Here is a 25,421-nt window from a genome sequence, read left to right on the forward strand (position 1 = left end):
AGGTGACAGGGGATGACCGGATCCGGATGGAACTACAGATTGAACCGCACAGGTACAAAAGCGGTGGTAATCTTGCTGGTCATGATTCTGGCCACCTGTTTGCTGGTTTCGTCGGTATGGGCCAATGAATACAAAAGTATCGGTGAAGCCCGGCAGGAACAGGAGAAGATCGAGTCGCAGAAGGCGGCGCAGGAGGAGAAACTCAAAGCCAAGCGGAGCCGGGAAGAGGAACTCAAGGAAGAACTGAATGATCTGGACCGGGAGTTGCGCCAGATCAGGATAGAATTGAGCAGGCTGAACCGGGAGATCCGTACGACGGAAAAAGACATCAAGATCACCGAAAATGATTTGAGAGAGGCCGAAAAAAGGCTGAAGTACCAGGAAGGCTTACTTGTCAAACGCTTGCGTGTAATTTACAAACGGGGCAATATCAGCTATCTGGAGGCTTTGCTGGAGTCTTCATCCTTTGCCGACATGTTGACCAGGTTTTATTATCTGAAGGTCCTGGCCGATAACGATCTGATGCTTATCGAGAAAGTCGAGGAGGAAAAAGCGGTCATCACGGCCAAGAAAGAAGAACTGGAGGAGAAAAAAGGTGAACTGGAGGTCACCCGCCGCTCGGTGGCTGACAAGAAGGAAGAAGCTGACCGCAATGTGGCAGCCCGTTCCCGTGTTCTTAATGAACTTAACAAGGAAATACAGAAGATAGTCCAGCATCTTTCTGATCTTGAAGAAGCAAGTAAAAAAATTGAAGATGAAATAAGGCGGATGAACATCAGCGGGGGGCAACGCCCCTCGGGAGCGCTGCTCTGGCCGGTGGAGGGTCATTCATATCTTACCTCGCCTTTCGGTATGCGCTGGGGAGTGCCTCATACGGGGATAGATATAGGAACCGGCGGACAGCCCAATCGCATTCTGGCAGCGGAAAGCGGTGAGGTGTTCAAGGTAGTGCACAGCTCGCAAGGGTACGGGAATTATGTTATGGTTAACCATGGCGGGGGGATGACCACGCTCTACGCACATTTAAGTTCCATCAGCGTAAGGTTGGGGCAGACTGTTAACCGGGGTGACCCGCTCGGGAAGGCCGGAAATACTGGCCATAGCTTCGGGGTGCATTTGCATTTCGAGGTGCGGATTGATGGTGTGCCGGTGGATCCATACGGTTACCTATGATTTGGGTTTGTTCCGGCCGGGGGCAGACAATATTGGTTGGAAACCGGATCGATTGAGTTATCGGGAAGACACTCAGCAAGGATCCGGCTTTTTTTTAAATTATCAGGGTACAACAGCAGGCGGTGTTGCGAATTGAAAGAGAACAGGTTTTTTTATACGGTGCTTTTTCTGGTGGCGCTGCTACTCATCAGCAACTTTGTAACCTACAAGGTTGTTGGTAGGCAAGAATCAACACGTCCGGTGGAAACGGACGGGTCCCTGCAAGGCAACGAAAAATACAGCGAATATGGCTTGTTGTTCAGGATCGTAGGTATCCTGGAAGAGGGGTACATCGATGAACTTGATCAGCAAGAACTGCTTGAGGGAGCGATCGAGGGGATGCTCGGAGCGCTGAATGATCCCCAGACTACCTTTCTGGGCCACGAGGAAACAGAGGATCTCCTCTCCTTGCTGAAGGGTTCTTTCGGGGGCGTGGGAGTGCGTATCGTGGACACGGGGGAGGGGATCACGGTGGTGGAGGTTCTGCCGGAGTCCCCCGCTCTGAAGGCCGGGGTACACCCGGGTGACCGTATCCGCCATGTTGATCAGATTGACATCAAAAACAGGGATGTTGATAAGGTTGTACAACTTATACGTGGCAGGGCAGGGTCAAAAATTGTCATCGGGATCGAACGGCCCGGATCCGAGAAAGAGATCGAGTTTTCCATGGAACGGGAAGAGATATCTTTCCGGACGGTTACGGGCGAACTGGTGGATAACGATATCGCCTGCATCAGGGTCAGTCAGTTTGACGGGGGTACCGGACATGAGTTTGTAACCATGCTGGAAAAATTCGAGGCGCATGGGTTGCGAGGGCTGGTTCTTGATCTGCGCGACAATCCCGGGGGGCTCTTCATGGAAGCACTGAAAATTGCACGAGTGCTGGTTCCCGAGGGAGAGATCGTCCGGATCGTGGAAAGGGATGGGACAGTCAAAGAAATTTATTATTCCGATGCGGAGCCGAGGGGCTATCCGATGGTTGTGCTGATCAATAGCGGTTCAGCAAGCGGTGCAGAAATCATCGCCGGTGCGTTGAAGGACCGCGAGGCGGCGCTTCTGGTGGGAAAACCGACCTACGGGAAGGCTACTGTTCAGAACTTCGAAACATTCGAGGAAGGGCAGGGCTTGCGCTACACGGTGGCCAAATATGTGACTCCCTCCGGGTTTGACCTGCACGGCGAGGGGTTGACGCCCGATTTTGATGTCGATCTGCCACCCATTTACCAATACTATTATCATCTGCCGCCCGGCAAACTTGAAAAAGGGGATTTTGGCACCTCGGTTTATCTGCTGCAGGAGATGCTCGTTACTCTGGGTTACAAAATAAAATTGTCCGGCTTCTTTGACGGGGCTACCGAGGAGGAATTGAAAAAGTTTCAACGGGGGCATGACCTCTCCCCGCACGGAAAATTTGATGATACCACGTGGGTCTATTTGCGCCGGGATCTGGATAAAGTTATTAAAGACAGAGATAGCCAGTTTGAAAAAGCGGTACAGATCGTAAAAGACAGGAGTCGGGGCTGATGTTTCCTTTCGGGGATGTAATCATGATGTTGATCAGGACTTTCTTTTATTTTTTGTTCAATCCTCTTTTCTGGCTGGTCATGGTCATTGTCTATTTTCAATATCGCCGCACGGCCAGGATGGAGGAACGCCTTTTTGGCAGGCCTTTGAACAATATATGGGAACAGGTTGCGAGGTCCCTGCTTCTGGGTTGCGGGGGCGGGTTTCTGGCCAGCGTAGTGCTGCTGGTGCTGGGGCTTTCTCTCGACAGTATCGGTATCGAATATATCTGGCCGGTGGCGATCCTGCTGTTGTTGGTCAACCCTCGCTTTCTGTGTTTTGCCTATGCGGGGGGAATCGTATCGGTCGGGGTGCTGATAGCCGATTTCATTACCCGTCACTTTGCTTTATTCACAGATAATGCTTTCGTGTCCTCCTTGCTGGAGATCAATCTGACCGGTCTGCTCATCCTCGTTGGTGTCCTGCATCTGGTAGAATCCCTGCTGATCTACATAGGGGGCCATTGGGGCAACAGCCCCGTGTATTTCAAAGCGCCCTCGGGACAGGTCGTGGGGGGGTTTTCTTTGCAGCGTTTCTGGCCCGTCCCCCTGGTGGGCATGGTTGCCAGCCTGCAACCGGACACCTCGGAACTGATGAGCAATTCGATTCAGATGCCCGACTGGTGGCCCATATTGAGTGCAGGGATAGAACCGGGGATGGCGGAAACTCTCCTGTTTTTGCTCATTCCGGTAATGGCCGGGCTGGGCTACGCCGATCTGACCATCTCCTCGACCCCCCGGGAGAAGAGCATCGTCTCCGGCCGTCTTCTGGGTGTCTACAGTGTTGCCCTGATGGCCATGGCCCTGGCCGCCGAATATTTTCCGGCATTTATTGTACCTGCTTGCCTGTTTGCACCGCTCGGCCATGAACTCGTGGTTTTCCTGGGGCATCGTCTGGAGTTTTTCAGGACGGCGCGTTTCAGCTTGCCGGAAAGGGGAACGATGGTGCTGGCTGTCTATCCCGGTTCGGCGGCATCCAGGGCGGGATTGCTTACAGAGGATATTATCGAGGAGGTAAACGGGGAGAGGGTGGAAGACAGCCGACACCTGATACGGCTTATCGATGAAAGTTATTTTCTGGTGCATCTTACGGTGAGAAGGGAATCACGAGTCATTACCGTCGTTCTGAAAAAAGACAGAGTGGAAGGAACCCGCCCCGGCCGGGCATCTCCACGGTGGGGTTTGATACCGGTACCCGATACCCGTACCACCATTTTCATGGAAGCTCGAAAACCAAAACTGGTGCAGAAGATCAGAAAATATTTTTCAAGGGAAAGAAAATGAACTGACCGTATTTTTTGCTGCCGGGGGTAATGGAAATGTGGAGGAATGGTGTCGATGTTGGCTGTTTTTTTCACTTCATTTACAAGCATCTTTCTGGCGGAATTTGGAGACAAGACCCAGCTTATCTCCATGAATCTGGCCTGTCGCTATCCACCATTGCAGGTTCTGGCCGGGGTGATGGTGGGCCTGGCCGCTGTCCAGGCTATGGCCGTCGGGGCCGGCGGGGTTATCTACAGGTACATTCCCCTGGAAGTTATCATCATCTTCTCCGGGGCATTCTTTATCTGTATCGGGTTGTGGACTGCCCTGGTGCCCGTACGTTCGGTTGATCACGCCACCGAAAAGAAGTCGGGATTCTGGCCCGCCGTGGGGCTTATCTTTATCTCGGAACTTGGCGACAAAACCCAGATCACGGCGATGCTTCTGGCTGCCAGTTTTGGCCGTCCCCTGGTGGTTCTGGCCGGTGCCATCCTGGCCATGCTGGCCAATCACCTGATTGCCATATTCTTCGGGGCTCGCTTTCTTTCGCGGCTTCCCGACAGGTGGCTGCGTTTCATATCCGCGGCGGTGTTTCTGGTGGTGGGTATTGCCGTGCTCTCCCTGGGCGCGAGGGCGCAGGTATAAATTGGCTTCCCATTGGTAAAAGATAAAGGTATCAGCTTCAAGAATGGAGGGATTGGTAATGCCTTCCAAGGATACGGGGAGCCTGTTCCTGGATATTCAAAAAGAGAAAATGAAGATGGTCAATCTTCTCCTGGCGCAAAGCCTGAGCTTTCTTGACCAGGCCAGGAAGATTCTCAACAGTGTCAATGATGATTTGAATCTGCCGGGCAAGGCCCGGACACTTCCCCAAAAAGAGATTTACACCCTGGATGACCTCCGCAAAAAATAGCAATGCCCTTCACCTTCCGTGAACATCCGGCTGCGACATCACATCGTCAGTCCCGTTCATGTTTCCCCGTCTTCGTCGGCCATGGCATTCATTCACCCGCCGTTGCCCATCCACGCTCACGATTTCTCTTTTCCCCGTTGTCGCCATGGGAACAAAGCGTTTACAATCGCTTCTTGCCCTTCCCTGCAAGGATAGCCTTCCCCTGTTGGAATCAAGGTACGCTGTACCGTCCGGGTTACATCGCACTATCTATTATTTTTTGGCGAAGCCATGGAACCGGTTGTCCCGACCTGAAAATGGTAGCGGAGTTGATTTTGCTCGCAGCAGGGTGGTTAATATTTTTGGCGTTTTTATGTTATAATCAGGGGATGGATAGACAGGTGATGGAAGAAGGGGGATTTGTCCGGGGTGAAGGGAACTTTCAAGCTCAAATCTGATTACCTGCCCAGCGGTGATCAACCTCGGGCCGTGGCCGAATTGGCCCTGGGTTTGCAGAACGGCGATCGATACCAGACACTGCTGGGGGTTACCGGTTCGGGAAAAACTTTCACGATGGCCAACATCATCCAGAAGGTACAACGTCCGACCCTGGTGATGGCTCCCAACAAGACATTGGCTGCCCAGCTCTGCAGTGAATTCAAGGTTTATTTTCCCGACAATGCCGTGGAATTTTTTATCAGTTATTATGATTATTATCAGCCCGAGGCTTATATACCGCAGACCGACACCTACATCGAGAAAGATTCTTCGATCAACGAGGAGATCGACAAGCTCAGACATTCGGCTACCGCTGCGGTACTGGAAAGAAGGGATGTTATCGTCGTGGCCAGCGTTTCTTGCATATACGGACTCGGTTCACCTGCCGAATATCGCGATCACGTCATCTCCTTGCGGCGCGGGATGTCTGGAAGCCGTGAGGAAATATTGCGGCGCCTGGTGGAAAACCAGTACATTCGCAATGATCTGGATTTTCAGCGGGGCAGTTTCCGTGTCCGTGGGGATGTCATCGAAATAATTCCGGCTTCTTTTCAGGAGGCGGCGATCAGGATTGAGTTGTTCGGCGATGAGATCGAGCGCCTTCGTGAGGTGGACATCCTTACCGGGCGTGTGCTTGGCGAACGCGATCACGTGGCTATCTTTCCGGCCAGCCATTACGTGACTTCCCGTGACAGGATGAAGGCGGCAGTAGGGTCCATCGAGGAAGAATTGCAGGAGAGGCTGGCCTATTACCGGGAAAAGGAACTTTTTCTGGAGGCGCAACGGATCCAGCAGCGTACGCTCTTCGATCTGGAGATGATGATGGAGGCCGGTTACTGCAGTGGTGTCGAGAATTACTCACGGCATCTTGACGGGCGCCCTCCGGGGAGCAGGCCAAATACCCTGATGGACTATTTCCCGCCGGATTTTCTTTTGTTTATCGATGAATCGCATATCTCCATACCCCAGATCAGGGGGATGTTTGCCGGTGACTATTCACGGAAGAAAACCCTCGTGGAACATGGATTCCGGCTGCCCTCGGCTCTGGACAACCGTCCCCTTCAATTTGATGAGTTTGAAAACCTGGTCGGTCAGGCTATCTTCGTGTCGGCCACGCCCGGCCCTTTCGAGCTTCAGGAAAGTACGCAGATCGTGGAGCAGATCATCCGCCCCACCGGCCTGGTCGATCCGCAAGTGGAGGTTCGCCCCGTTGACGGGCAGGTTGATGATCTGTACGGGGAGATAAAGAAAAGAGTCCAACGTCATGAACGGGTACTGGTAACGACCCTGACCAAGAGAATGGCCGAGGATCTGGCTGACTATTACAGTGATCTGAAGCTGCGGGTTCGTTATATGCATTCGGAGATAAATGCTCTGGAGAGGATGGAGATCATCAGGGGGCTCAGAATGGGGGAGTTCGATGTCCTGATCGGTATCAACCTGCTGCGGGAGGGGCTGGACCTGCCGGAAGTGTCACTGGTAGCCATACTGGATGCCGATAAAGAAGGTTTTCTCAGGTCGGAACGATCCCTGGTCCAGACTTTCGGGAGGGCGGCGCGAAATATTGACGGGCAGGTAATCATGTACGCGCGGGAGATCACCGCTTCGATGGAAAGAGCGATTGCAGAGACAGAGCGGCGCCGGAAAATACAGGAGAACCATAACCGCAAATACGGGATCAAACCCCGGACCATCAAGAAGGCGGTACATGGGCTCATTGAAGCCACGCACCTGGCCGAAACGGAAGGGGGCCTCGCCTATCTGCCGACCAGGGACGAACTGAAATCCGGCAACAGAAAACAACTGATAAAAGATCTACGCCGGAAGATGAACACGGCTGCCCGCGATCTCGAGTTTGAAAAGGCAGCCGAGATCAGGGATTTGATTTTCGAGCTGGAGGAAGGAGCGATACTGGGTTGAACAACAGAAAGATTATCATCAGGGGAGCCCGGGAACACAACTTGAAAAACATAGATCTGGACCTGCCCCGTAACAAATTGATCGTGTTCACGGGGGTGAGCGGTTCGGGAAAATCATCTCTGGCATTTGATACGATCTATGCGGAGGGACAGAGGCGGTATGTCGAATCTCTATCCGCCTATGCCCGCCAATTTCTGGGGCAGCTCAACAAGCCGGATGTCGATCTTCTGGAAGGCCTCTCGCCATCCATCTCCATCGACCAGAAGGCGGCATCGCGCAACCCGCGTTCGACTGTGGGAACGGTTACCGAGTTGTACGATTTCATGCGGTTGCTGTACGCCCGCATCGGCAGGCCTCACTGCCCGCATTGTCATAAACCAATCACTCCCCAGACCGTGGAGCAGATTGTCGATCAGCTTCTTGATCATATGGAGGAGGGGACCAAGCTGCAGATATTGGCGCCACTGGTGCGCAGCAAAAAGGGCGAGTACGCGCAGCTACTCGAGGATGTGCGGCGCAAGGGGTACGTGCGGGTCAGGATCAACGGTGAGATAAAAGATCTGGAAGAAGATATTGTTCTGGACAGGAACAAGCGCCATACCATCGATGTGGTTGTTGACCGGATTGTCATGCGCAAGGGGATCGAGACACGACTGGCCGATTCCCTGGAGACGGCACTCAAACTCTCCGATGGACTGGTCAAGGTCCAGGTGGTCGGAGGGGAGGAGAGTCTTTATCACGAGAAGTTTGCCTGTGTTGACTGCGGTTTCAGTTTCGAGGAGATCAGCCCGCGGGCATTTTCTTTCAACAGCCCGTACGGGGCTTGCCCCGAATGCAGCGGCCTGGGTGTGAAGATGGAATTTGATCCCGAAAAGGTGGTACCCAACGAGGAACTCACCGTCGCCGAAGGGGCGCTGCACCCGTGGAACTGGGGATCACGATATTATTCGCGGCTTCTAAAAGCGGCGATGCACCATTTCAATATAGACGAGAATACACCTTTCAGTTCACTCTCCGACGAGGAGAGGGAGATCATATTGTACGGTTCCGCGGAGCCGATCAGTTTCCGCTATGTGAATACCTACGGGCGGACCAGGAATTACCGCATGGCCTTCCAGGGGGTCATCAACATTCTTTCCACACGTTACCGGGAGACCACTTCCGAAGAGATCCGGGAGGAACTCGGCCAGTACATGAGCACCCACCTTTGCCCCGGTTGCGGGGGAAGGCGCCTGAAAGAATCAAGTTTGGCAGTAACCATAAATGGAAAGAATATCTCCGAGGTTGCTGCCTGTGCGGTCAATGAAGCGGATGCCTTTTTCAGATCACTGGTTCTTGATGAGAGGGAGGCGAAAATTGCGCGTCAGGTGTTGAAGGAGATCACTTCCCGGTTGAATTTCCTGCGCAATGTCGGGCTTGATTATCTAAATCTGGACCGGGCGGCGGCTACCCTTTCCGGGGGTGAGGCGCAGAGGATACGCCTGGCCACGCAGATAGGTTCTGGATTGACGGGGGTGATCTATATCCTTGACGAACCCAGTATCGGCCTGCACCAGCGTGACAACATGCGCCTGTTGCAGACACTCATGGATCTGCGAGATCTGGATAACACGGTCATAATAGTGGAGCACGATGAAGAGACGATCAGGACGGCTGACCATGTCGTCGATATAGGACCGGGAGCGGGTGCGGACGGGGGGGAAATCGTGGCTGCGGGGCCGCTGAAAAAGATCATGGAGACACCGCGTTCGGTAACCGGGGATTATCTGGCCGGGAGAAGCCGCATCGAGGTGCCCGGAAGCCGCCGCGACAAGGATGGCCGGTGGCTGGTTGTGGAGGGTGCCCGGGCCCACAATCTGAAAAATATAAATGTGAGGATTCCCCTCGGTTTGTTTACCTGTGTAACCGGCGTGTCGGGCTCGGGGAAGAGTACGCTCATCAACGATATCCTGGCACGCGAACTGGCACGGCGATTGCACCACGCCAGGGAGCGCGGGGCAGAGCATGACAACCTGCTGGGCCTGGAACATCTGGACAAAGTGGTAGAAATAGATCAATCGCCTATCGGAAGGACGCCGCGCTCAAACCCGGCTACCTACACGGGGTTGTTCGATGGGGTTCGTACCTTATTCTCCCAGATGCCTGAATCCCGGGTGAGGGGATACCGTCCCGGCCGATTCAGTTTCAATGTCCAGGGGGGCCGCTGCGAAGCATGCCGCGGTGATGGGATCCTGAAAATCGAGATGCATTTTTTGCCCGATGTCTATGTTCCCTGTGAAGTATGCCGCGGGAAGAGATACAACCGCGAGACCCTGGAGGTATATTTCAAAGGCCACAACATTGCCGATGTTCTCAACTTGACCGTGGAGGAGGCTCTGGAACTTTTCAAGACAATACCCCGTGTGCAGCGCCGATTGCAATCGCTTGATGATGTTGGACTGGGGTATATCCGTCTGGGGCAGCCGGCCACGACTCTTTCCGGGGGCGAGGCACAGAGGGTCAAACTGGCCACGGAGCTTTCCCGCCGCAGCAATGGCCGTACCATCTATATTCTTGATGAGCCCACCACGGGGTTGCATATCGATGATATACGCAAATTGTTGATGGTCCTTGAAAAGCTGGTCGATTCCGGCAATACCGTGGTGGTAATCGAGCATAACATGGAAGTAATCAAAAGGGCGGATCATCTGATTGACCTTGGCCCGGAAGGAGGCGCCGAGGGGGGAGAGATCGTGGCCGAGGGGACCCCCGAGGAAGTAGCCGACCTGGATCATTCTCATACCGGGCGTTACCTGCGCCGGGTCCTTTATGCGGGTGAAACTTCTTCATCCCCGGGGTCGATGGACAGGCGGGTGATCGACCGTGAGCGATGAACGGCAGGCGGCGAGGCTCCCGCTGCTCGAGAAGATAAAACAGTTCCCCACCCTTCCCGGCGTCTATCTGATGAAGGACAGGGCGGGCCGGGTGATTTACGTGGGCAAGGCACGGAATCTCCGTGCCAGGGTAAATTCGTACTTCAGGCGCAACATCGGTGCCCGTCAGCAACTGCTTGTTTCCCGGATAGAGGAGATCGATTACATCTTGACTTCCACGGAGATGGAGGCCCTGATCACGGAAAATCAGATTATCAAGGAGTACCAGCCCCGCTACAATATCAGCCTGAAGGACGACAAGTCTTACCCCTACGCCCGGATTACACCGGAGCTTTACCCGCGGTTGGAAATGGTAAGATTACCCCTGGAAGACGAGAAGCGGCATGGCGCATATGAGCCCATCTATTTCGGCCCTTATACCGAAGCCCGCGCCCTTCGCCGTACGTTGCGTTTTCTGGATAAAATATTTCCTCTGCGCAGTTGCCGCCAGGACCTGGATGGGACTGAACGAGGCCGCCCCTGTTTGAATTACCAGATGAAACGTTGCCTCGGCCCTTGCCGTGGGAACGAAGCTGTACCCCCCGAAGAATATCGGGCTCTGGTCAACCAGGTCATTCTTTTCATGGAGGGGAAGCAGGGCGATCTGCTGGGAAGGATCGAGGCGCAGATGCACGATGCCGCCGCCAGGTTGGATTTCGAGACGGCCATGGTCCATCGTGACCGCCTCCATGACCTGCGCCGGGCTCTCGACAATCAGAAAGTGCTGGCTCTGCCTTCGGGCGATTATGATATCCTGGCTCTGATAAATATGGAAGAGGCAGCGGGGGCAGAGCCGGCATCCACGATTTCGGTTTACATGTTCCGTATCCGTGAGGGGCGTATGAAGGAGCGTGAACATTTCGTGTTGAAGGGGGCCGGGGGGATGCCCGAAGCGGAAATAATGGGCGGGTTCATCAAAAATTATTACAGCCGTGGGGTGCTTCTGCCCGCGGAGATCATCGTTTCGCACCGGCCCGACGATATGGAACTTCTGGAACAATGGCTTCACCGGATATACGATCTGAAAGTAAAAATAGTCCTTCCCCGGCGCGGTTTCCGCCGGGATCTACTGGAAAGATGCGTTCACGAGGGGTATCTTCTTGCCAGGGAGAAAGCCCGGAAAGGCGTACGGCCGGAGAGGGAGGAGGAAAGGCGGCGGTCCCTGGCTGCATTGGGCAAAATAGTGCAACGGGAAAACCTGTCGCGGCTGGAGGGTTACGATATTTCACACTTGCAGGGTGGTGGAGCTGTCGGTTCAATGGTTGTATTCCAGGAGGGGGCGCCTTTCAAAAATGGTTATCGGCGTTTCCGTTTGCGCGGTGAATACGGGGGTGACGATTGTAGATCCTTGAGGGAGGTATTGCGGCGCAGGATGGAACATGGGGAGATGCCACGACCGGATCTGATCATGGTGGATGGGGGAGCAGCCCAGCTGAATGTCTTGACGGGTATTTTGCGGGAGAAAGGGTGGGGTGATGTGTCCGCCATTGCCCTTGCAGAAAAAAAAGAAGAAATCTACCTTCCCGAGGAAAAAGAACCGCTGCACCTTCCCCTTCAAAACCCGGCGGTGAACTTGCTGCGCAAGATCAGAGACGAGGCCCACCGTTTTGCACTGGCCTACCATCGCCGGGTCCGGGGCAAGGAGGCCCTGCTTTCCTCCCTGGACCGTATTCCGGGCATCGGCAAAAAACGGAAAGCGGAACTTCTTCGCCATTTCGGGGGGATGGGAGCTTTGCTGAAGGCTTCACCGGAAGAGATCCGCAGGGTCAAGGGTTTCGGCAAGGAACTCTCCCGGGCAGTTTATGATTTCCTGCATCGGCAGTGAAACGATATGATATAATTAATTGAATCATGAATGAAACTGGGGGTTTGGGTATGGCTTATCGTCTCATAGTAATGGATCTGGATGAGACCCTCCTGGGTCAGAATTTCGAGATATCCGAAAGGAATCTTTCGGCGATAAAGAAAGCACAGGACAGAGGGATCAAGGCGACGATAGCTACGGGGAGGATGTTCAGGTCCAGCTTGCCTTACATCAAGCGGTTGAAAATCAGGGAGCCGGTGATCGTCTATCACGGAGCGATGGTCAGGGCGGTTGAAACAGGGGAGGATCTTTATCATTATCCCATCGATTACGAGATGGCCCTGCCGATCGTGGAGGCAGCGGAGGAATTTGGTTATCATGTCAATCTCTATGCGGATGACCAGGTTCATATCAAGGAAGAGGGTCAGTTCTCGCGCCTTTACCAGAAAATCGCCGCCGTGGAAGTTAAACCGGTGGGCAGCTTGCACAGATACCTGGAAAATACCGGTACAAGCCCGACAAAACTGTCAATCATCGATTTCGATGGCAATCTGGCGCGGATGGAATCATTCCTGCAAGAAAAATATGGGCGCCGCCTGGTGGTAACCAAATCACTCGGCTATTTCCTGGAAGTTACACACCCGAGGGCAACCAAGGGGCAGGCCCTGGAATTCCTGGCAGGAAAGATGGGGATAAAAGCCGAGGAGATAGCGGCTTTTGGCAATAGTTACAATGATATAGACATGCTCGAGTATGTTGGCCTGGGGGTCGTGGTCGATAATGCGCCGCCCGTGATCAAGGAGGTGGCCGATCTGGTTACCGGATCCAACGTCGAGGACGGGGTAGCGGAAGCGATAGAGAATTATATTATCTGACCGGTTGTGGCCAGGGGGAGACAGGCAGTTGGCAGAAATGAAAATTGATGCGGATCTGCATGTTCATACGGTGGCCAGTGGGCATGCATACAGCACCGTGAACGAGATATGCGCCGTGGCGGCGCGGAAAGGGCTGCAACTGGTGGCTATCACCGATCACGGGCCGGCCATGCCCGGGGGGCCTCACCGTTACTATTTCGGGAACCTGCAAGTACTGCCGCAAAATATAGAGGGAGTTCGGGTTCTTTCCGGCGTGGAGGCCAACATCATCAACTTTGATGGGGAGCTTGACCTCTCTGTTTTTTACCTTCGGAGGCTGGATCTGGTCTGGGCAGGTTTGCATCAACCCTGTATCCGGCCCGGCAGCCGTGCCGAAAATACCGGGGCCCTGGTTAAAGCGCTGGACAATCCCCTGGTGGACGGGGTCGTGCATCCGGGCAACCCGGAATTTGCCATCGATGCCGAAGAGTTGGTTCTGAAAGCGGGGGAAGAACGCAAGCTGATCGAGATCAACAACAATTCATTTGCGGTACGTCCCGGAAGCCGGGAAAATTGCCTGCGGATTGCAACCCTGGCGAGAGCACAGGGCTGTCTGGTGGCAGCCAATAGCGATGCCCATTTTTCCGAAGATGTTGGCTGTCTGGACAGTGCCCTGGAATTGTTGAAAGAAGCCGGGGTACCCGGGGGACAGATTATCAATATGGATGCTGCCCGGGTTGTTGATTATGTGGAGAAACGCCGTTGCATGAAGGAACAATGGTATCAGAAGGCTTTCTGATGGCTCCTGGAGAAGGAAAGGCAGAGGCGGCACTGCATGAGTATGAATGGGGCCGATCTCTATCCCGTTGGCTGGCCCATCGGATTACGGCAAGCGGGGAAAATTTTCAAAGCGCATGTGGCTGACGGGGTTCGATAAAAACAGGGCTGGAAGCTGGTGTTGCAGTATGTATGCATGTGGGCTTTGCGCCTGAAATCATATTGAACGGGGGGAAAGAAAGGTGAACGATATACAATTCGTTCTTATCACCGGCCTTTCCGGGGCTGGAAAGAGCTGCGCGGTGAATTGTTTCGAGGATCTGGGTTATTTCTGTGTGGACAATCTTCCCCCGCTCCTGATTCCCAAATTTGCGGAGATGTGCCTCCAATCGGAAGGGAAAGTAAATCGGGTTGCCCTCGTCTGTGATGTTCGTGGGCGTGACTTTTTCACACACCTCTTTGAAAGCCTGGCCGAACTGGAGGCGGACGGTTTCCGCTACAAGATACTGTTTCTCGAGTCTTCCAGTGATGTGCTGGTGCGCAGATACAAGGAGACGCGGCGACGTCATCCTTTGAAGAAGAGCACTATCCTGGAGTCAATTGGCAAAGAGGTCAAGATACTGAGTGAGATAAGGGGTAAGGCTACCAGTATCATCGATACTTCATTCCTGACTCCCAACGAACTCCGTGACAGGATCATCTCCCTCTATGCTGAAAATCGGCGGGAGAAGAGCTTGCAGGTGACGCTTGTTTCTTTCGGGTACAAACATTCAATACCTTCAGATTGTGATCTGGTTTTTGATGTTCGCTTTCTGCCCAATCCCCATTATGTTGAACACCTCAAACCCTTGACGGGCAACGATACGGCGGTCAAGGATTATGTGTGCAAATGGCCGATCACCAGGATTTTTTTGCAAAAACTCGGGGAGATGTTGACGTTTCTGATCCCACATTATGTCAGCGAGGGGAAGAGCCACCTGATCATCGGGATTGGCTGTACGGGGGGACGGCATCGTTCGGTGACGATTGCCAATGAACTCTTCCATTTTCTGCAGCAGGAAGGTTGTTCCCTGGCAATCGAACATCGGGATATTGACAAATAAAGGGTTGGTGTCATGGCTGGGAAAATAACGACCTTTTCGCAGAAGGTGAAAAGTGAACTCTGTCGTACAAGGCCCCTTTTTCCATGTTGTACCCGTGCAGAATTGGGAGCCATAATCCACCTGCGTGGTTATATCACTCTCAACGAGCGGAAACCGATGTTGAATATAAGGCTGGACAGCAACGCATTGACCAGATATGTTTTCAAAACAATCAAGGAGACGGTCCATGCAGCCCCCGGGGTAATGTACCATGAAAGGGAAAAATGTGCGGGTTCATATTTTGTGATCCGCATCCTGGATGAGGCTGTCCTGGAGAAACTGTTTTCATGTCTGGGGATGAAGAAACAGGGACAGTGGCTGGGGGTGCCCCGGGTCAATCCGCAGATGGTGCGGAACGGTTGCTGCCGGGGAAGTTACCTGCGGGGGGCATTTATGGCCGGAGGATCGATCAATTCGCCGCGGGCCGCTTACCACCTGGAAATATTTTCTGAATATGAAATCTACGCCCGCGAGATGCTCGAACTGATGCAAGAATTTGAAATTACCGCCTCGTTGCGCCGCCGGGAAAAAGGTTATTACGTTTATCTGAAAAATGCGGAATCAATACTGGATTTTTTAAGACTCATCAGGGCCTATTCCCCTTTGATGCAGATGGAGGAGCAGCGGGTCTTCAAGAGTTTGCGAAACCATACAAATCGTCTGGTGAACTGCGAGACGGCCAACCTGAACAAGATCGTTGCGGCTTCCTGCAAACAGACAGAGGCCATCGAGGCTATTGCCCGGAGTATAGGACTGGACAGGTTGCCCACCGGATTGAGGGAAGCTGCTATCTTGAGAATAGAACATCCCGAGGCTTCCCTCAAAGAATTGGGGGAGATGATGAATCCTCCGCTGAGCAAGTCGGGGATCAGTTACCGCCTTAAAAGGTTGAACAGGATAGCCGACCATATTTCGGGGCGCGGAGATAAGTCCTGTTGATTTTGGGAAAGATAGATGACGGTTCATGGGTAAAATAACGGTTGAACAACTTCAAAGCGGGGTTGGCACTGAAAGGAATTTGATTGTCACCGGGCGAAAAAAACAACCGGGAAGGGATGCAAAAGGGGTGGTGCGGTGAAAAAGCTAACCTTGAAGGATGTGTCCGTGGAACGGAAGAGAGTACTCGTAAGAGTCGATTACAATGTCCCACTGGATGGGGGAGTGGTAGCCGATGACGCACGGATCCGTGCATCGTTGCCAACCATTCGTTACCTTCTGGGAAAAAAAGCAAAGATCATCCTGCTCTCACATCTGGGAAGGCCGGCGGGTGAAGTCGTTGATGAATGGAGAATGGACCCTGTCGCCAGATGTCTGGAGAAGCTTCTGGGGATGAAGGTCAAGAAGATCGATTTCACCGTGGGGCCTGAAGTGGAAAGATCTGTCCGGAACCTGGATGGCGGGGAGATCCTGCTACTCGAGAATGTGCGTTTCTTGCCCGGCGAGGAAAAGAATGATCCGTTGCTGGCCGAAAAGATAGCTGCCCTGGCGGATATATTCGTGAATGACGCTTTCGGGACGGCACACCGTGCCCACGTTTCTACAACGGGAATAACCAGATATCTCCCGGCGGTGGCCGGGTTTCTCATGGAGAAAGAGATCACCACCCTCCGGAGATGCCTCGATCGCCCGGAAAGGCCCCTGACAGCTATCTTTGGCGGGGCCAAGGTCTCCGACAAGATCGGGGTTATCAACAAGTTCCTGGAGTTGGCCGACAATATTCTGATAGGTGGGGGGATGGCCAATACATTTTTAAGAGCCAAAGGGTACGACATGGCTTCCTCTTTTTATGAAGAGGGCAGGATTGAGAGTGCCAGGGAGTTGTTGAAAAAGATAAGGGCCGGGCGGAAACGGGTTTACCTGCCTGACGACCTGGTAATCGTTGAAGAGCTGGTCGCAGGTGCACCGTTCCGGACAGTTGCGGCGGATTCCGTAACCGGAGGATGGAAAGCCGTTGATATCGGCCCTGGCACGATGGAGAGTTTCAGCGAGATAGTTGCCGCATCAGGAATGATAATATGGAATGGGCCGCTGGGGGTCTTCGAGTTGAGCCCTTTCGACCGCGGTACGGAAGCGGTAGCCAGGGCGGCAGTGGAAAGCAAAGCCTATCTACTGGTCGGTGGAGGAGACACTGCCGCTGCATTTGAGAGGTTTGGCATTGCCGCGGAAGCCGACTACATATCCACGGGGGGAGGGGCTACCCTCGAATTTCTGGAAGGGAAAGAACTGCCGGGGATAGCGGCGTTGAAAGGGCTGGATAAATACTAGATTGTAGGAGGTTGAATAATGAACTTGATCATTGCAGCAAACTGGAAGATGCACAAGACCGTCGAGGAGACAAAGGAGTATGTGGAAAAATTCAAGGTGTGGCAGGAGGAATTGTCCGGAAGCCAGGTAATCATCTGCCCGCCATTTACGGCCTTGTTGACTGCCAGGGAGGCGCTCTTCAAGACAGCTTTTCACCTTGGCGCCCAGAACATGATGTGGGAGAGCGAGGGGGCCTATACAGGGGAGATATCTCCGCTTATGCTGAGGGAACTGGGGGTGCGCTATGTGATCATCGGCCATTCCGAACGACGGTGGGTCTTTGGTGAGACTGACGAGCAGATCAACAGAAAGATAAATGCGGCCCTGGAATACAATTTGATTCCCATTTTCTGCGTGGGGGAAACCATGGAGGATCACCAATCAGGGCGGATGAAGAAGGTCGTTCTGGGCCAGTTGCGGGAAGGTCTGAAGGGTATTGATACAGACAAAGTAAAAAACATGATCATTGCCTACGAGCCGGTCTGGGCTATCGGAACGGGGGTTGCCGCATCACAGGAAGATGCTGCGGCAGCGGCTGAATGTATTCTGGAAGAGATTGATCATATCTTCGAGGATAGAACCAGGGTCAAGATCCTGTATGGTGGCAGTGTCAATAAAGATAATATCGGTGATTTTGTTACCATTCCGGGCATCGAGGGCACCCTCGTCGGCGGTGCCAGCCTTCAGGCCGATGTATTTGCCGGGTTGATCAGGGCAGCCAACTCAGCGCGTGTTTACCGGGAGGTTTAGCGATTGTATCTTGCCAACAGGCCTGTAATCCTTGTTATCATGGATGGATGGGGATGCCGTGCCGAAAAAGAGGGAAATGCGATTGCCCATGCTTCAATTCCTTATTTGCGCCATCTCGGGGAATCATGCCCTTTTACCTTGCTGGGAGCTGCCGGGGAAGCTGTGGGATTACCGGAGGGCCAGATAGGCAATTCCGAGGTGGGGCATCTGAATATCGGGGCCGGGCGGATTGTTTATCAGGACCTGAGCCGCATCAACAATAGCATCGAGGCCGGTGTTTTCTTTGAAAACAAGATCATAAAGCAGACGCTGGAAACGGTGGGCAGAAAACGTTCTTCGCTTCACCTGATGGGGCTTCTTTCCGATGGGGGAGTCCACAGCCATATCGATCAATTGTTTGCCCTGTTGATAGCTGCCAGGCGTTTCGGTATGAAACAGAATGTATTTGTTCATGCCATCCTGGACGGCAGGGATGTCCCGCCGGCCAACGCTCTGAAGTATATCAAGGAGCTCGATGAATTTTGCAGTGCAAATGCGGTGGGCCGGATTGCCAGCATTGCGGGGCGTTACTACGCAATGGATCGGGACAACCGTTGGGAACGGACCAAAAAGGCCTACGATGCTTATGTATACGGGCAGGGGGTTCTTGCCAGGGATCCCTTCGCGGCTCTGGATGCGGCATATCGCAGGGGTGAGACCGATGAGTTTGTTGCTCCGGTGTCCATCATTCAGCCGGGTGGGGATCCGATCAGGATAACCTCCGAAGATGCCATTCTGTTTTTCAATTTCCGGCCGGATAGGGTTCGCCAGATTGCCAGGGCTTTTCTGGAAAAGGAACTGGAGGAGTTTGACCGGGGGCCGGAAGCGGTGTTCCCTCTGGTGGTTACCATGACTGAATACGACAAAAATTTTGATTGCCCCGTGGTTTTCCCTCCGGAATATTTGCGTGATACGTTGGGAGAATGGCTTTCCAAAAGCGGTTGCAAGCAGTATCGGCTGGCGGAAACAGAAAAATATGCTCATGTAACCTTTTTCTTCAATGGTGGCCGTGAGGAACCTTTCCCGGGGGAGGAGCGTTTCATGGTTCCTTCACCTGCCGTGGCCACCTATGATCTGCAGCCGGAGATGAGTGCACCCCGGGTGGCCCGGAAAGCCTGCCTGGAGATAGCGCGGCAGAAACATTCTTTCTTTGTTGTCAATTTTGCCAATGCGGATATGGTCGGGCATACCGGAAACATGGAGGCCACGATCAAGGCAGTGGAAGCCGTAGATCGAGGGGTTGAATCGATTGCCGAACAGGCGTTGAAAAGTGGTTACTGGACACTCGTAACCGCCGATCACGGCAATGCCGACATGGTTCAGGATCCGGTCACGGGGAAACCGGTCACGGCGCATACCACCAGTGCAGTTCCATTCATCTTGCTGGGAAAACAAAATATGTACAATCTGCGAAGCGGCGGTGTACTGGCGGATATCGCCCCCACGGTGCTGGAATTGATGGGGATGCCATTGCCGGAAGAGATGACGGGGAGAAGCCTGCTTCTGGAAAAAGGTTCTATCTCTACCGGGAAGCCGGACGGAAAACCGGGCACCCCCGGAATTCCCATGTGATTGCCAGATAAACTTTCTTGATTGGCAGTCAGTAAGACAACTTTATTGTACGAGGAGGTAATGTAGGAATGCACTGCATGGAAATAAAAGAAATCAAGGCCAGGGAAATCATTGATTCGCGTGGAAATCCCACGGTCGAAGTCGATGTAATCTTGCCGGGAGGGATAAGGGGGCGTGCGGCGGTTCCTTCGGGGGCTTCCACCGGAGCGTTTGAAGCCCTGGAGCTTCGCGACAGGGATCCGGACCGTTATCTGGGGAAAGGTGTGTCGGAAGCAGTCAGAAAAGTCGGGGAGAAGATCGCTCCTTTTCTGGCAGGCCGCAACTGCCTGGAACAGGAAGCCATCGACCGCTATCTCATTCACCTGGATGGAACCCCGGATAAAAGCCATCTGGGTGCAAACTCCATTCTGGGGGTTTCGATGGCCATTTCCCGGGCGGCTTCATCGGCACTGGGAATTCCCCTTTACCGTTACCTGGGCGGGCTGGGGGCCAATCTTCTTCCAACCCCGATGATGAATATCATCAACGGGGGGGAACATGCCGATAACAATATCGATATCCAGGAGTTCATGATCATGCCCGTGGGCGGTAAAAATTTCGAAGAGGCCATGCAGATGGGGGTGGAAACCTTCCATGTCCTGAAAAGGGTATTGCAGAAACAGGGGCTGAACACGGGGGTCGGCGACGAGGGGGGGTTCGCTCCCGATCTTGATTCCAACCGTTCGGCACTCGATGTCATCATCGAAGCGATCAAGGGGGCCGGTTACCAGCCCGGTGAAGATATCTTGCTGGCGATGGACGTTGCTGCCAATGAACTGTATCATGATGGACGGTATCATCTCGAGGGGAAAGCCCTGGAAGTAAATGAGATGATCGCTTACCTGGTAAGTCTGGTGGAAGAATATCCGATTTGCAGCATCGAGGATGGCTTGGCGGAAGAAGACTGGGAAGGATGGAGTGGGTTGACGGAGGCCCTGGGTAAAAAAATTCAACTGGTCGGGGACGATCTTTTTGTTACGAATCCGGATCGGCTGACCAGGGGGATCGAGGAAGGGGTGGCCAATTCAATCCTGATCAAACTCAATCAAATTGGCACGGTTACGGAGACGATGGAAGCGATAAGGATCGCCCAGACAGCGGGTTATTCGTATGTGATTTCCCACCGTTCCGGTGAAACCGAGGATGCCTTTATAGCCGATCTGGCCGTGGCCACCGCTGCCGGTCAGATAAAAACCGGTGCTCCGAGCCGGGTTGATCGTACCGCCAAATACAACCAGTTGTTGCGCATATCCGAAGAACTTGGGGCGGGTGGCAGCTATGCCGGGCGGCGGACCCTTTTTACCTTCTGATGAAAAAGTCGGTTGTTAAAAAAGTGCTACTATGTTAGAATATCATTCGTTGGTCCGGGAAGGTTGTATCTGATGGAGGGATAGGTTATGCGTATAGCCCTTACTGTTGTGCATGTATTGATCTGTGTGGCGCTGGTTGTTTCCGTGCTCCTGCAATCAGGAAGGAGTGCGGGGATATCAGGTGCTATCGGCGGAGGTGCGCAGACCCTCTTTGGCAAGAAAAAAGGCCTGGATGATCTGTTCAGCCGGATTACCACGGGGCTGGCGATAGCCTTCATGATCCTGGCCATCGTGTTGACGGTTTTGAAATAAATGGGCTGTTTCGAAGTATGATAGAAGTGTTTACCGGTAAAATTGAAGTATTTCAAGAAATTTCGGGTATAATACAGGAAAAATAAGGCGGAGCAGGGAGGTCCTGCTCCTTTTTGCTAAGATCCGGACATGGAAGGGGAATCAAGATCAATAAAAGAGAGCGCAAAAAGAAAATCGGAGGAAGGCATGCAGTTCCTCGACACGGGAGGGGCCGGAGAAAAAAGAAGGGTACCTTGACCGGAACCTTTCAGGGTACACGCCGGGGCTACGCGTTTCTGATTCCCGATTCAAGGGAAGAAGCGGACATTTTTATTCCGGCGAACAAGATCGGCGAGGCGGCTGAAGGTGATCGTGTTTCAGTCAAGATTCTGCCCGGGGGATCAGGGAAAAACCGTAAAGGCGAAGTCATCTCGGTTATCCGGTCGGCAGGGGCGAAAATGATAGACAGGGAGAAGTTCCCTTCCCGGGTGATGAAGGAGTTACGCAACCTTCCCGGGGAGAAAGACATAGCATCAATTGCACTCCAGGAAGGAAGAGCCGATTTGCGAGATGAGTTGATTGTTACCGTGGACCCGGCGGACGCCAGGGACATGGATGACGGTATTTCTCTCGGGGTGCGTGATGTCGGCGGATACCGACTCGGTGTCCATATTGCCGATGTGAGCTATTATGTCCGCGAGGGAACGGCTCTTCACCGGGAGGCTCTCAAACGGGGAACAAGTGTTTATTTGACCGACAGGGTTATCCATATGTTACCGCCCCTGCTTTCCCAGAAACTGTGCAGCCTTCAGGAGAATAAAGACCGCCTGGCTATCAGTGTCATCATAGAACTCGATGTGCGGGGGAGAGTGGAAAAATATGATATTTTCCCCAGCCTGGTCAGGGTAAAACGGAAGCTAAGTTATGAACAGGCAGAGGAGATGCTCTCTGCAGGGGGAGAATCGGCGGAAATAGGGGCCATGCTCAAAAGCATGGATGAGTTGGCGTCCATGCTTAAAAAGAACCGTCTGCGAAACGGGGCACTCTTCCTCAATCTTCCCGAAACAAAGATTACCGTTGATGACGAAGGAAAACCCCTGACCATAGAACGCAAATTTCCGGGGAGGGCTGAATCGATCATCGAGGAATTCATGTTGCTGGCCAACGTTTCCGTATGTGAGCATTTTGGTGTAAAGGATCTGCCCTTCATTTACCGGGTGCATCCTCCCCCCACAGAAGAGAAGATGATCATGTTCAGGAACATCCTGTCGCTGATGAACATCAGGATCAGCGGCGATTTGCGCAAGATCAAACCCCGGGCCATACAGTCGGTGCTCGACAATGTAAGAGGGACGCCTCTTGAAAGAACGGTCAATTATCTTCTGTTGCGTTCGCTGCCCCATGCTTATTACAGCGTTAACAACGAAAGGCATTTCGGGCTTGCTTTGCAAAAATATACGCACTTCACTTCGCCCATACGGCGTTTTCCCGATCTGCAGGTTCACGCTATGATAAAAGATCAACTTGCAGGGAACATGGATGAGGGAAGGATTGCTTTTCTGAAGAAACAACTTCCCGGGCGGGCCGAACATGCTTCCTGCATGGAAAGAAAAGCCATGGAGGCGGAAAGGGAGAGTGTTCAACAAAAAAAAGTTGAATACATGGAGGGAAAGGAAGGCGAATCTTTTCCGGGCATCATCTGTGGTGTGACTTCTTTTGGAATCTTTGTAGAACTGCAAAATACGGTCGAGGGGTTGGTTTTGCTGGAAAGCCTGCGGGATGATTATTACCGGTATCATGAGGAGATGATGGCTGTGATCGGCAGGCGCACCCGTAAAAAATACTGCCTTGGTGATCCTGTAAATATTGAAGTTGCCAGGGTGGATCTGCAGAAAAAGGTTGTTTATTTTTATCTGCTTTCCAGGGGTGAAACCGGGGATTTCCCCTCTCCCGAATCATAACCGCGATGGCCCGCCTGTGTTATAACCCGGTAACAAAGGGGAAGATTTCATATTACCAGGATTTTTCCATCCGGAGCAGCAGCCTGCTTGAAACAGGATGAGCAGGAAAGATCGAGCCATGAAAAAAGTCATGGGAGTACATGCAATATCTTTCCGTGCAGCGGCGAAAATTTGTACAATCATGTTTTATTCCGATAATTGACAATGTTGATCTATTTGTTCATAATAAATGATAAGTTCCGGGCACGTGGAGGTAATACTGTTGCAGCAAGGAAACACAGATGCTTTGAAAGACAGGATCCAGCAACTTAAAAAGCAGCGGAATGCTGTAATATTGGCTCATAATTACCAGATTGGCGAGGTACAGGATATAGCCGATTTCGTGGGTGATTCCCTTGATCTGAGTCACAGGGCAGCAGAGGCAGATGCGGAGACGATAGTTTTTTGCGGGGTTCATTTCATGGCTGAAAGTGCGGCTATGCTCGCTCCGGAAAAAACGGTGCTCCTGCCGGAGGCGCTTGCGGATTGCCCTCTGGCCAACATGGTTACCGGGCCGCAGTTGAAGAAAGTGCGGCAGCGCTACCCGGGTGTTCCCGTGGTAACCTACATCAATTCCACGGCCGAGGTCAAAGCGGAAAGCGATATCTGCTGTACTTCTGCAAATGCAATTGAAGTTGTCAATTCTTTGCGGGAAGAGCGGGTTCTGTTCGTACCGGACAAGAATCTGGGCGGATACGTTTCTCGTTTCACTTCCAAAGAGGTTATTCTATGGCATGGATACTGTATCACGCATCACAGGGTAACTTTGCGGGATATCGAAAAAGCCCGCCGCGATCATCCAGGTGCCCCGATTATCGTTCATCCCGAATGTCCGCCTGAAGTGAGCATCAATGCCGATCAGGTTTTATCGACGGGAGGCATGGTAGATTTTGTAGCCCGGACGGGAGAGAAGAAATTGGTCATCGGCACGGAAGTGGGCTTGCTTTACCGTTTGAAGAAAGAAAACCCGGAAAAAGAATTTTATCTTCTCTCGCCGGGCCTGCTCTGCCCCAACATGAAATACACCACGCTGCACAAAGTGGCTCATGCACTGGAACACATGGAAACGGTAATCTCCGTTCCGGAGGAAATCCGCAAGGAGGCTGTCGTCTCCCTGGCGCGCATGCTTGAGGTCAGATGAGGGTTCACCGATCTGGCATCTGCATGTTGCAAGGCGGTTGTTCCGGGGAACGGAAAGGTTTGATGGAGGGGCAGTTTTTTTGTATGTATGCTGATGTAAAAGCATGACAATGTTGATTCATGATACATTTTTTGTTTGGAGGAGCAGAAGAAAATGATTCTTACCCCATGGGCCAGAGAGATAATGGAGCTTGCCTTGAAGGAAGATATCGGGGGCGGAGATTATACCACCTCGCTTATCGTGCCTCCAGAAAAAGTGGGCGATGCAGAGATAATCACCCGCGAGGACGGTGTTATTGCCGGGCTGGAAGTTTGCAAAGGAGTTTTCAAAATGGTGGACGAGAGAATTGATTTCAATTCCCGTGTTACCGATGGGGATTCCGTGAGCAGGGGAGCGGTGATTGCCGAGATTGACGGCCCGGTGCAACCGATAATGATGGCGGAAAGAACGGCATTGAATTTTCTGCAGCGTCTCTCGGGCATTGCCACATTGACGAGGATATGGACCGAGAGGATCAAGAATCATGCTGTCTTTCTTCTGGATACCCGCAAAACATCCCCCGGTCTGCGCTATCTTGAAAAATATGCGGTCATGGTGGGCGGGGGACGGAACCATCGCCTGGGTCTTTCAGGGGGGATCGTCATCAAGGAAAATCATATTGCCGCTGCCGGGGGAATCAGTGCTGCCGTGAAGAGAGCAGTGATGAAGGCCCCGATAACGCTGAAGATAGAAGTCGAGGTTACCGATCTGGATGAATTTCGTGAAGCCCTGGATGCCGGGGCAGACCTGATCATGCTAGACAATATGGATCCGGAAACGATCAGGGAGGCGGTCAAGATAAATGCCGGGCGCGTCCTTCTGGAAGCCTCGGGTGATATCTCCGAAGCACGACTGGAAGAATATGCCCGGACCGGGGTTGATTTTATCTCCAGCGGAGCACTCACACATTCCTTCAAATCTTTGAATCTTAGCCTTCTGACTAAAAACATCGATCAAGGTTAAACTTAAATATAGCGCGAACCGAATCATACGGTGTGGCCCGTGACAACATGGGCGAATTCCGTATTTCGGGGATCGCTATATTTTGCTTTGTGGGGGCTTCCCCCCGGGATTGAATGTAAACTTCAATGAACAAAGGA

General features: G+C 52.8%; 21 protein-coding genes. 20 read left to right on the forward strand and 1 reads right to left on the reverse strand.

Annotated features, from left to right (window positions below):
- Positions 1 to 12: 12 nt before the first annotated feature.
- From GX364_03720 to GX364_03740, 5 genes are all read left to right on the forward strand, one after another.
- Positions 13 to 1,173, forward strand: coding sequence for a peptidoglycan DD-metalloendopeptidase family protein (locus GX364_03720; protein NLI69962.1), 1,161 nt, complete (start codon positions 13 to 15; stop codon positions 1,171 to 1,173).
- 132 nt (positions 1,174 to 1,305) lie between these two features.
- Entirely contained in the window at positions 1,306 to 2,736 is a 1,431-nt protein-coding gene (locus tag GX364_03725; GenBank protein ID NLI69963.1) for a S41 family peptidase, read from the forward strand.
- A 23-nt stretch (positions 2,737 to 2,759) separates the two neighbouring features.
- A complete protein-coding gene (locus GX364_03730) occupies positions 2,760 to 4,058 on the forward strand; it encodes a PDZ domain-containing protein (GenBank protein NLI69964.1) in 1,299 nt (432 codons plus the stop codon).
- 54 nt (positions 4,059 to 4,112) lie between these two features.
- Positions 4,113 to 4,682 carry a TMEM165/GDT1 family protein gene (locus tag GX364_03735; protein ID NLI69965.1) on the forward strand — a complete coding sequence of 190 codons (570 nt, stop codon included), beginning with the start codon at positions 4,113 to 4,115 and terminating at the stop codon, positions 4,680 to 4,682.
- A gap of 58 nt (positions 4,683 to 4,740) precedes the next feature.
- Positions 4,741 to 4,950 (forward strand): hypothetical protein, encoded by a 210-nt coding sequence (locus tag GX364_03740; protein NLI69966.1) that lies wholly within the window; start codon positions 4,741 to 4,743, stop codon positions 4,948 to 4,950.
- A gap of 9 nt (positions 4,951 to 4,959) precedes the next feature.
- Here the strand turns inward: GX364_03740 and GX364_03745 are convergent, their stop codons facing one another.
- Complete coding sequence (locus GX364_03745) at positions 4,960 to 5,139, reverse strand: hypothetical protein (GenBank protein ID NLI69967.1); 180 nt, start codon at positions 5,137 to 5,139, stop codon at positions 4,960 to 4,962.
- A gap of 219 nt (positions 5,140 to 5,358) precedes the next feature.
- Between GX364_03745 and uvrB the strand changes: the two genes are divergently transcribed.
- The 15 genes from uvrB (at position 5,359) to nadC (ending at position 25,284) form a co-directional block, all read left to right on the forward strand.
- Positions 5,359 to 7,347, forward strand: a complete 1,989-nt coding sequence (gene uvrB, locus GX364_03750; protein NLI69968.1) for an excinuclease ABC subunit UvrB — start codon at positions 5,359 to 5,361, stop codon at positions 7,345 to 7,347.
- A complete protein-coding gene (gene uvrA, locus GX364_03755) occupies positions 7,344 to 10,220 on the forward strand; it encodes an excinuclease ABC subunit UvrA (protein NLI69969.1) in 2,877 nt (958 codons plus the stop codon). Before uvrB ends, uvrA begins: the two co-directional genes overlap by 4 nt.
- Positions 10,210 to 12,084, forward strand: coding sequence for an excinuclease ABC subunit UvrC (gene uvrC / locus GX364_03760; GenBank protein NLI69970.1), 1,875 nt, complete (start codon positions 10,210 to 10,212; stop codon positions 12,082 to 12,084). The genes uvrA and uvrC overlap by 11 nt, the downstream gene beginning before the upstream one ends.
- A gap of 50 nt (positions 12,085 to 12,134) precedes the next feature.
- A complete protein-coding gene (locus GX364_03765; GenBank protein ID NLI69971.1) occupies positions 12,135 to 12,938 on the forward strand; it encodes an HAD family phosphatase in 804 nt (267 codons plus the stop codon).
- A 37-nt stretch (positions 12,939 to 12,975) separates the two neighbouring features.
- Positions 12,976 to 13,716: a phosphatase gene (locus GX364_03770; GenBank protein NLI69972.1), complete on the forward strand. Its 741-nt coding sequence runs from the start codon at positions 12,976 to 12,978 to the stop codon at positions 13,714 to 13,716.
- 220 nt (positions 13,717 to 13,936) lie between these two features.
- Positions 13,937 to 14,797: an RNase adapter RapZ gene (gene rapZ, locus GX364_03775; GenBank protein ID NLI69973.1), complete on the forward strand. Its 861-nt coding sequence runs from the start codon at positions 13,937 to 13,939 to the stop codon at positions 14,795 to 14,797.
- Positions 14,798 to 14,809: 12 nt separating this feature from the next.
- Entirely contained in the window at positions 14,810 to 15,775 is a 966-nt protein-coding gene (gene whiA, locus GX364_03780; GenBank protein ID NLI69974.1) for a DNA-binding protein WhiA, read from the forward strand.
- 135 nt (positions 15,776 to 15,910) lie between these two features.
- Complete coding sequence (locus GX364_03785; protein ID NLI69975.1) at positions 15,911 to 17,101, forward strand: phosphoglycerate kinase; 1,191 nt, start codon at positions 15,911 to 15,913, stop codon at positions 17,099 to 17,101.
- 18 nt (positions 17,102 to 17,119) lie between these two features.
- Positions 17,120 to 17,890: a triose-phosphate isomerase gene (locus GX364_03790; GenBank protein NLI69976.1), complete on the forward strand. Its 771-nt coding sequence runs from the start codon at positions 17,120 to 17,122 to the stop codon at positions 17,888 to 17,890.
- Between the two features lie 3 nt (positions 17,891 to 17,893).
- Complete coding sequence (locus GX364_03795) at positions 17,894 to 19,501, forward strand: 2,3-bisphosphoglycerate-independent phosphoglycerate mutase (GenBank protein NLI69977.1); 1,608 nt, start codon at positions 17,894 to 17,896, stop codon at positions 19,499 to 19,501.
- Positions 19,502 to 19,578: 77 nt separating this feature from the next.
- Positions 19,579 to 20,850, forward strand: coding sequence for a phosphopyruvate hydratase (eno, locus tag GX364_03800; GenBank protein NLI69978.1), 1,272 nt, complete (start codon positions 19,579 to 19,581; stop codon positions 20,848 to 20,850).
- 87 nt (positions 20,851 to 20,937) lie between these two features.
- A complete protein-coding gene (secG, locus tag GX364_03805) occupies positions 20,938 to 21,162 on the forward strand; it encodes a preprotein translocase subunit SecG (protein NLI69979.1) in 225 nt (74 codons plus the stop codon).
- Positions 21,163 to 21,395: 233 nt separating this feature from the next.
- Complete coding sequence (locus GX364_03810) at positions 21,396 to 23,102, forward strand: VacB/RNase II family 3'-5' exoribonuclease (protein NLI69980.1); 1,707 nt, start codon at positions 21,396 to 21,398, stop codon at positions 23,100 to 23,102.
- A gap of 229 nt (positions 23,103 to 23,331) precedes the next feature.
- On the forward strand, positions 23,332 to 24,282 hold the full coding sequence (nadA, locus tag GX364_03815; protein NLI69981.1) for a quinolinate synthase NadA: 951 nt from the start codon (positions 23,332 to 23,334) through the stop codon (positions 24,280 to 24,282).
- 153 nt (positions 24,283 to 24,435) lie between these two features.
- Positions 24,436 to 25,284: a carboxylating nicotinate-nucleotide diphosphorylase gene (gene nadC / locus GX364_03820; protein ID NLI69982.1), complete on the forward strand. Its 849-nt coding sequence runs from the start codon at positions 24,436 to 24,438 to the stop codon at positions 25,282 to 25,284.
- The last annotated feature ends 137 nt before the right edge of the window (positions 25,285 to 25,421 follow it).

The sequence above is a fragment of the Bacillota bacterium genome, from assembly GCA_012518215.1.
Classification (GTDB): Bacteria; Bacillota; Dethiobacteria; order DTU022; family PWGO01; genus JAAYSV01.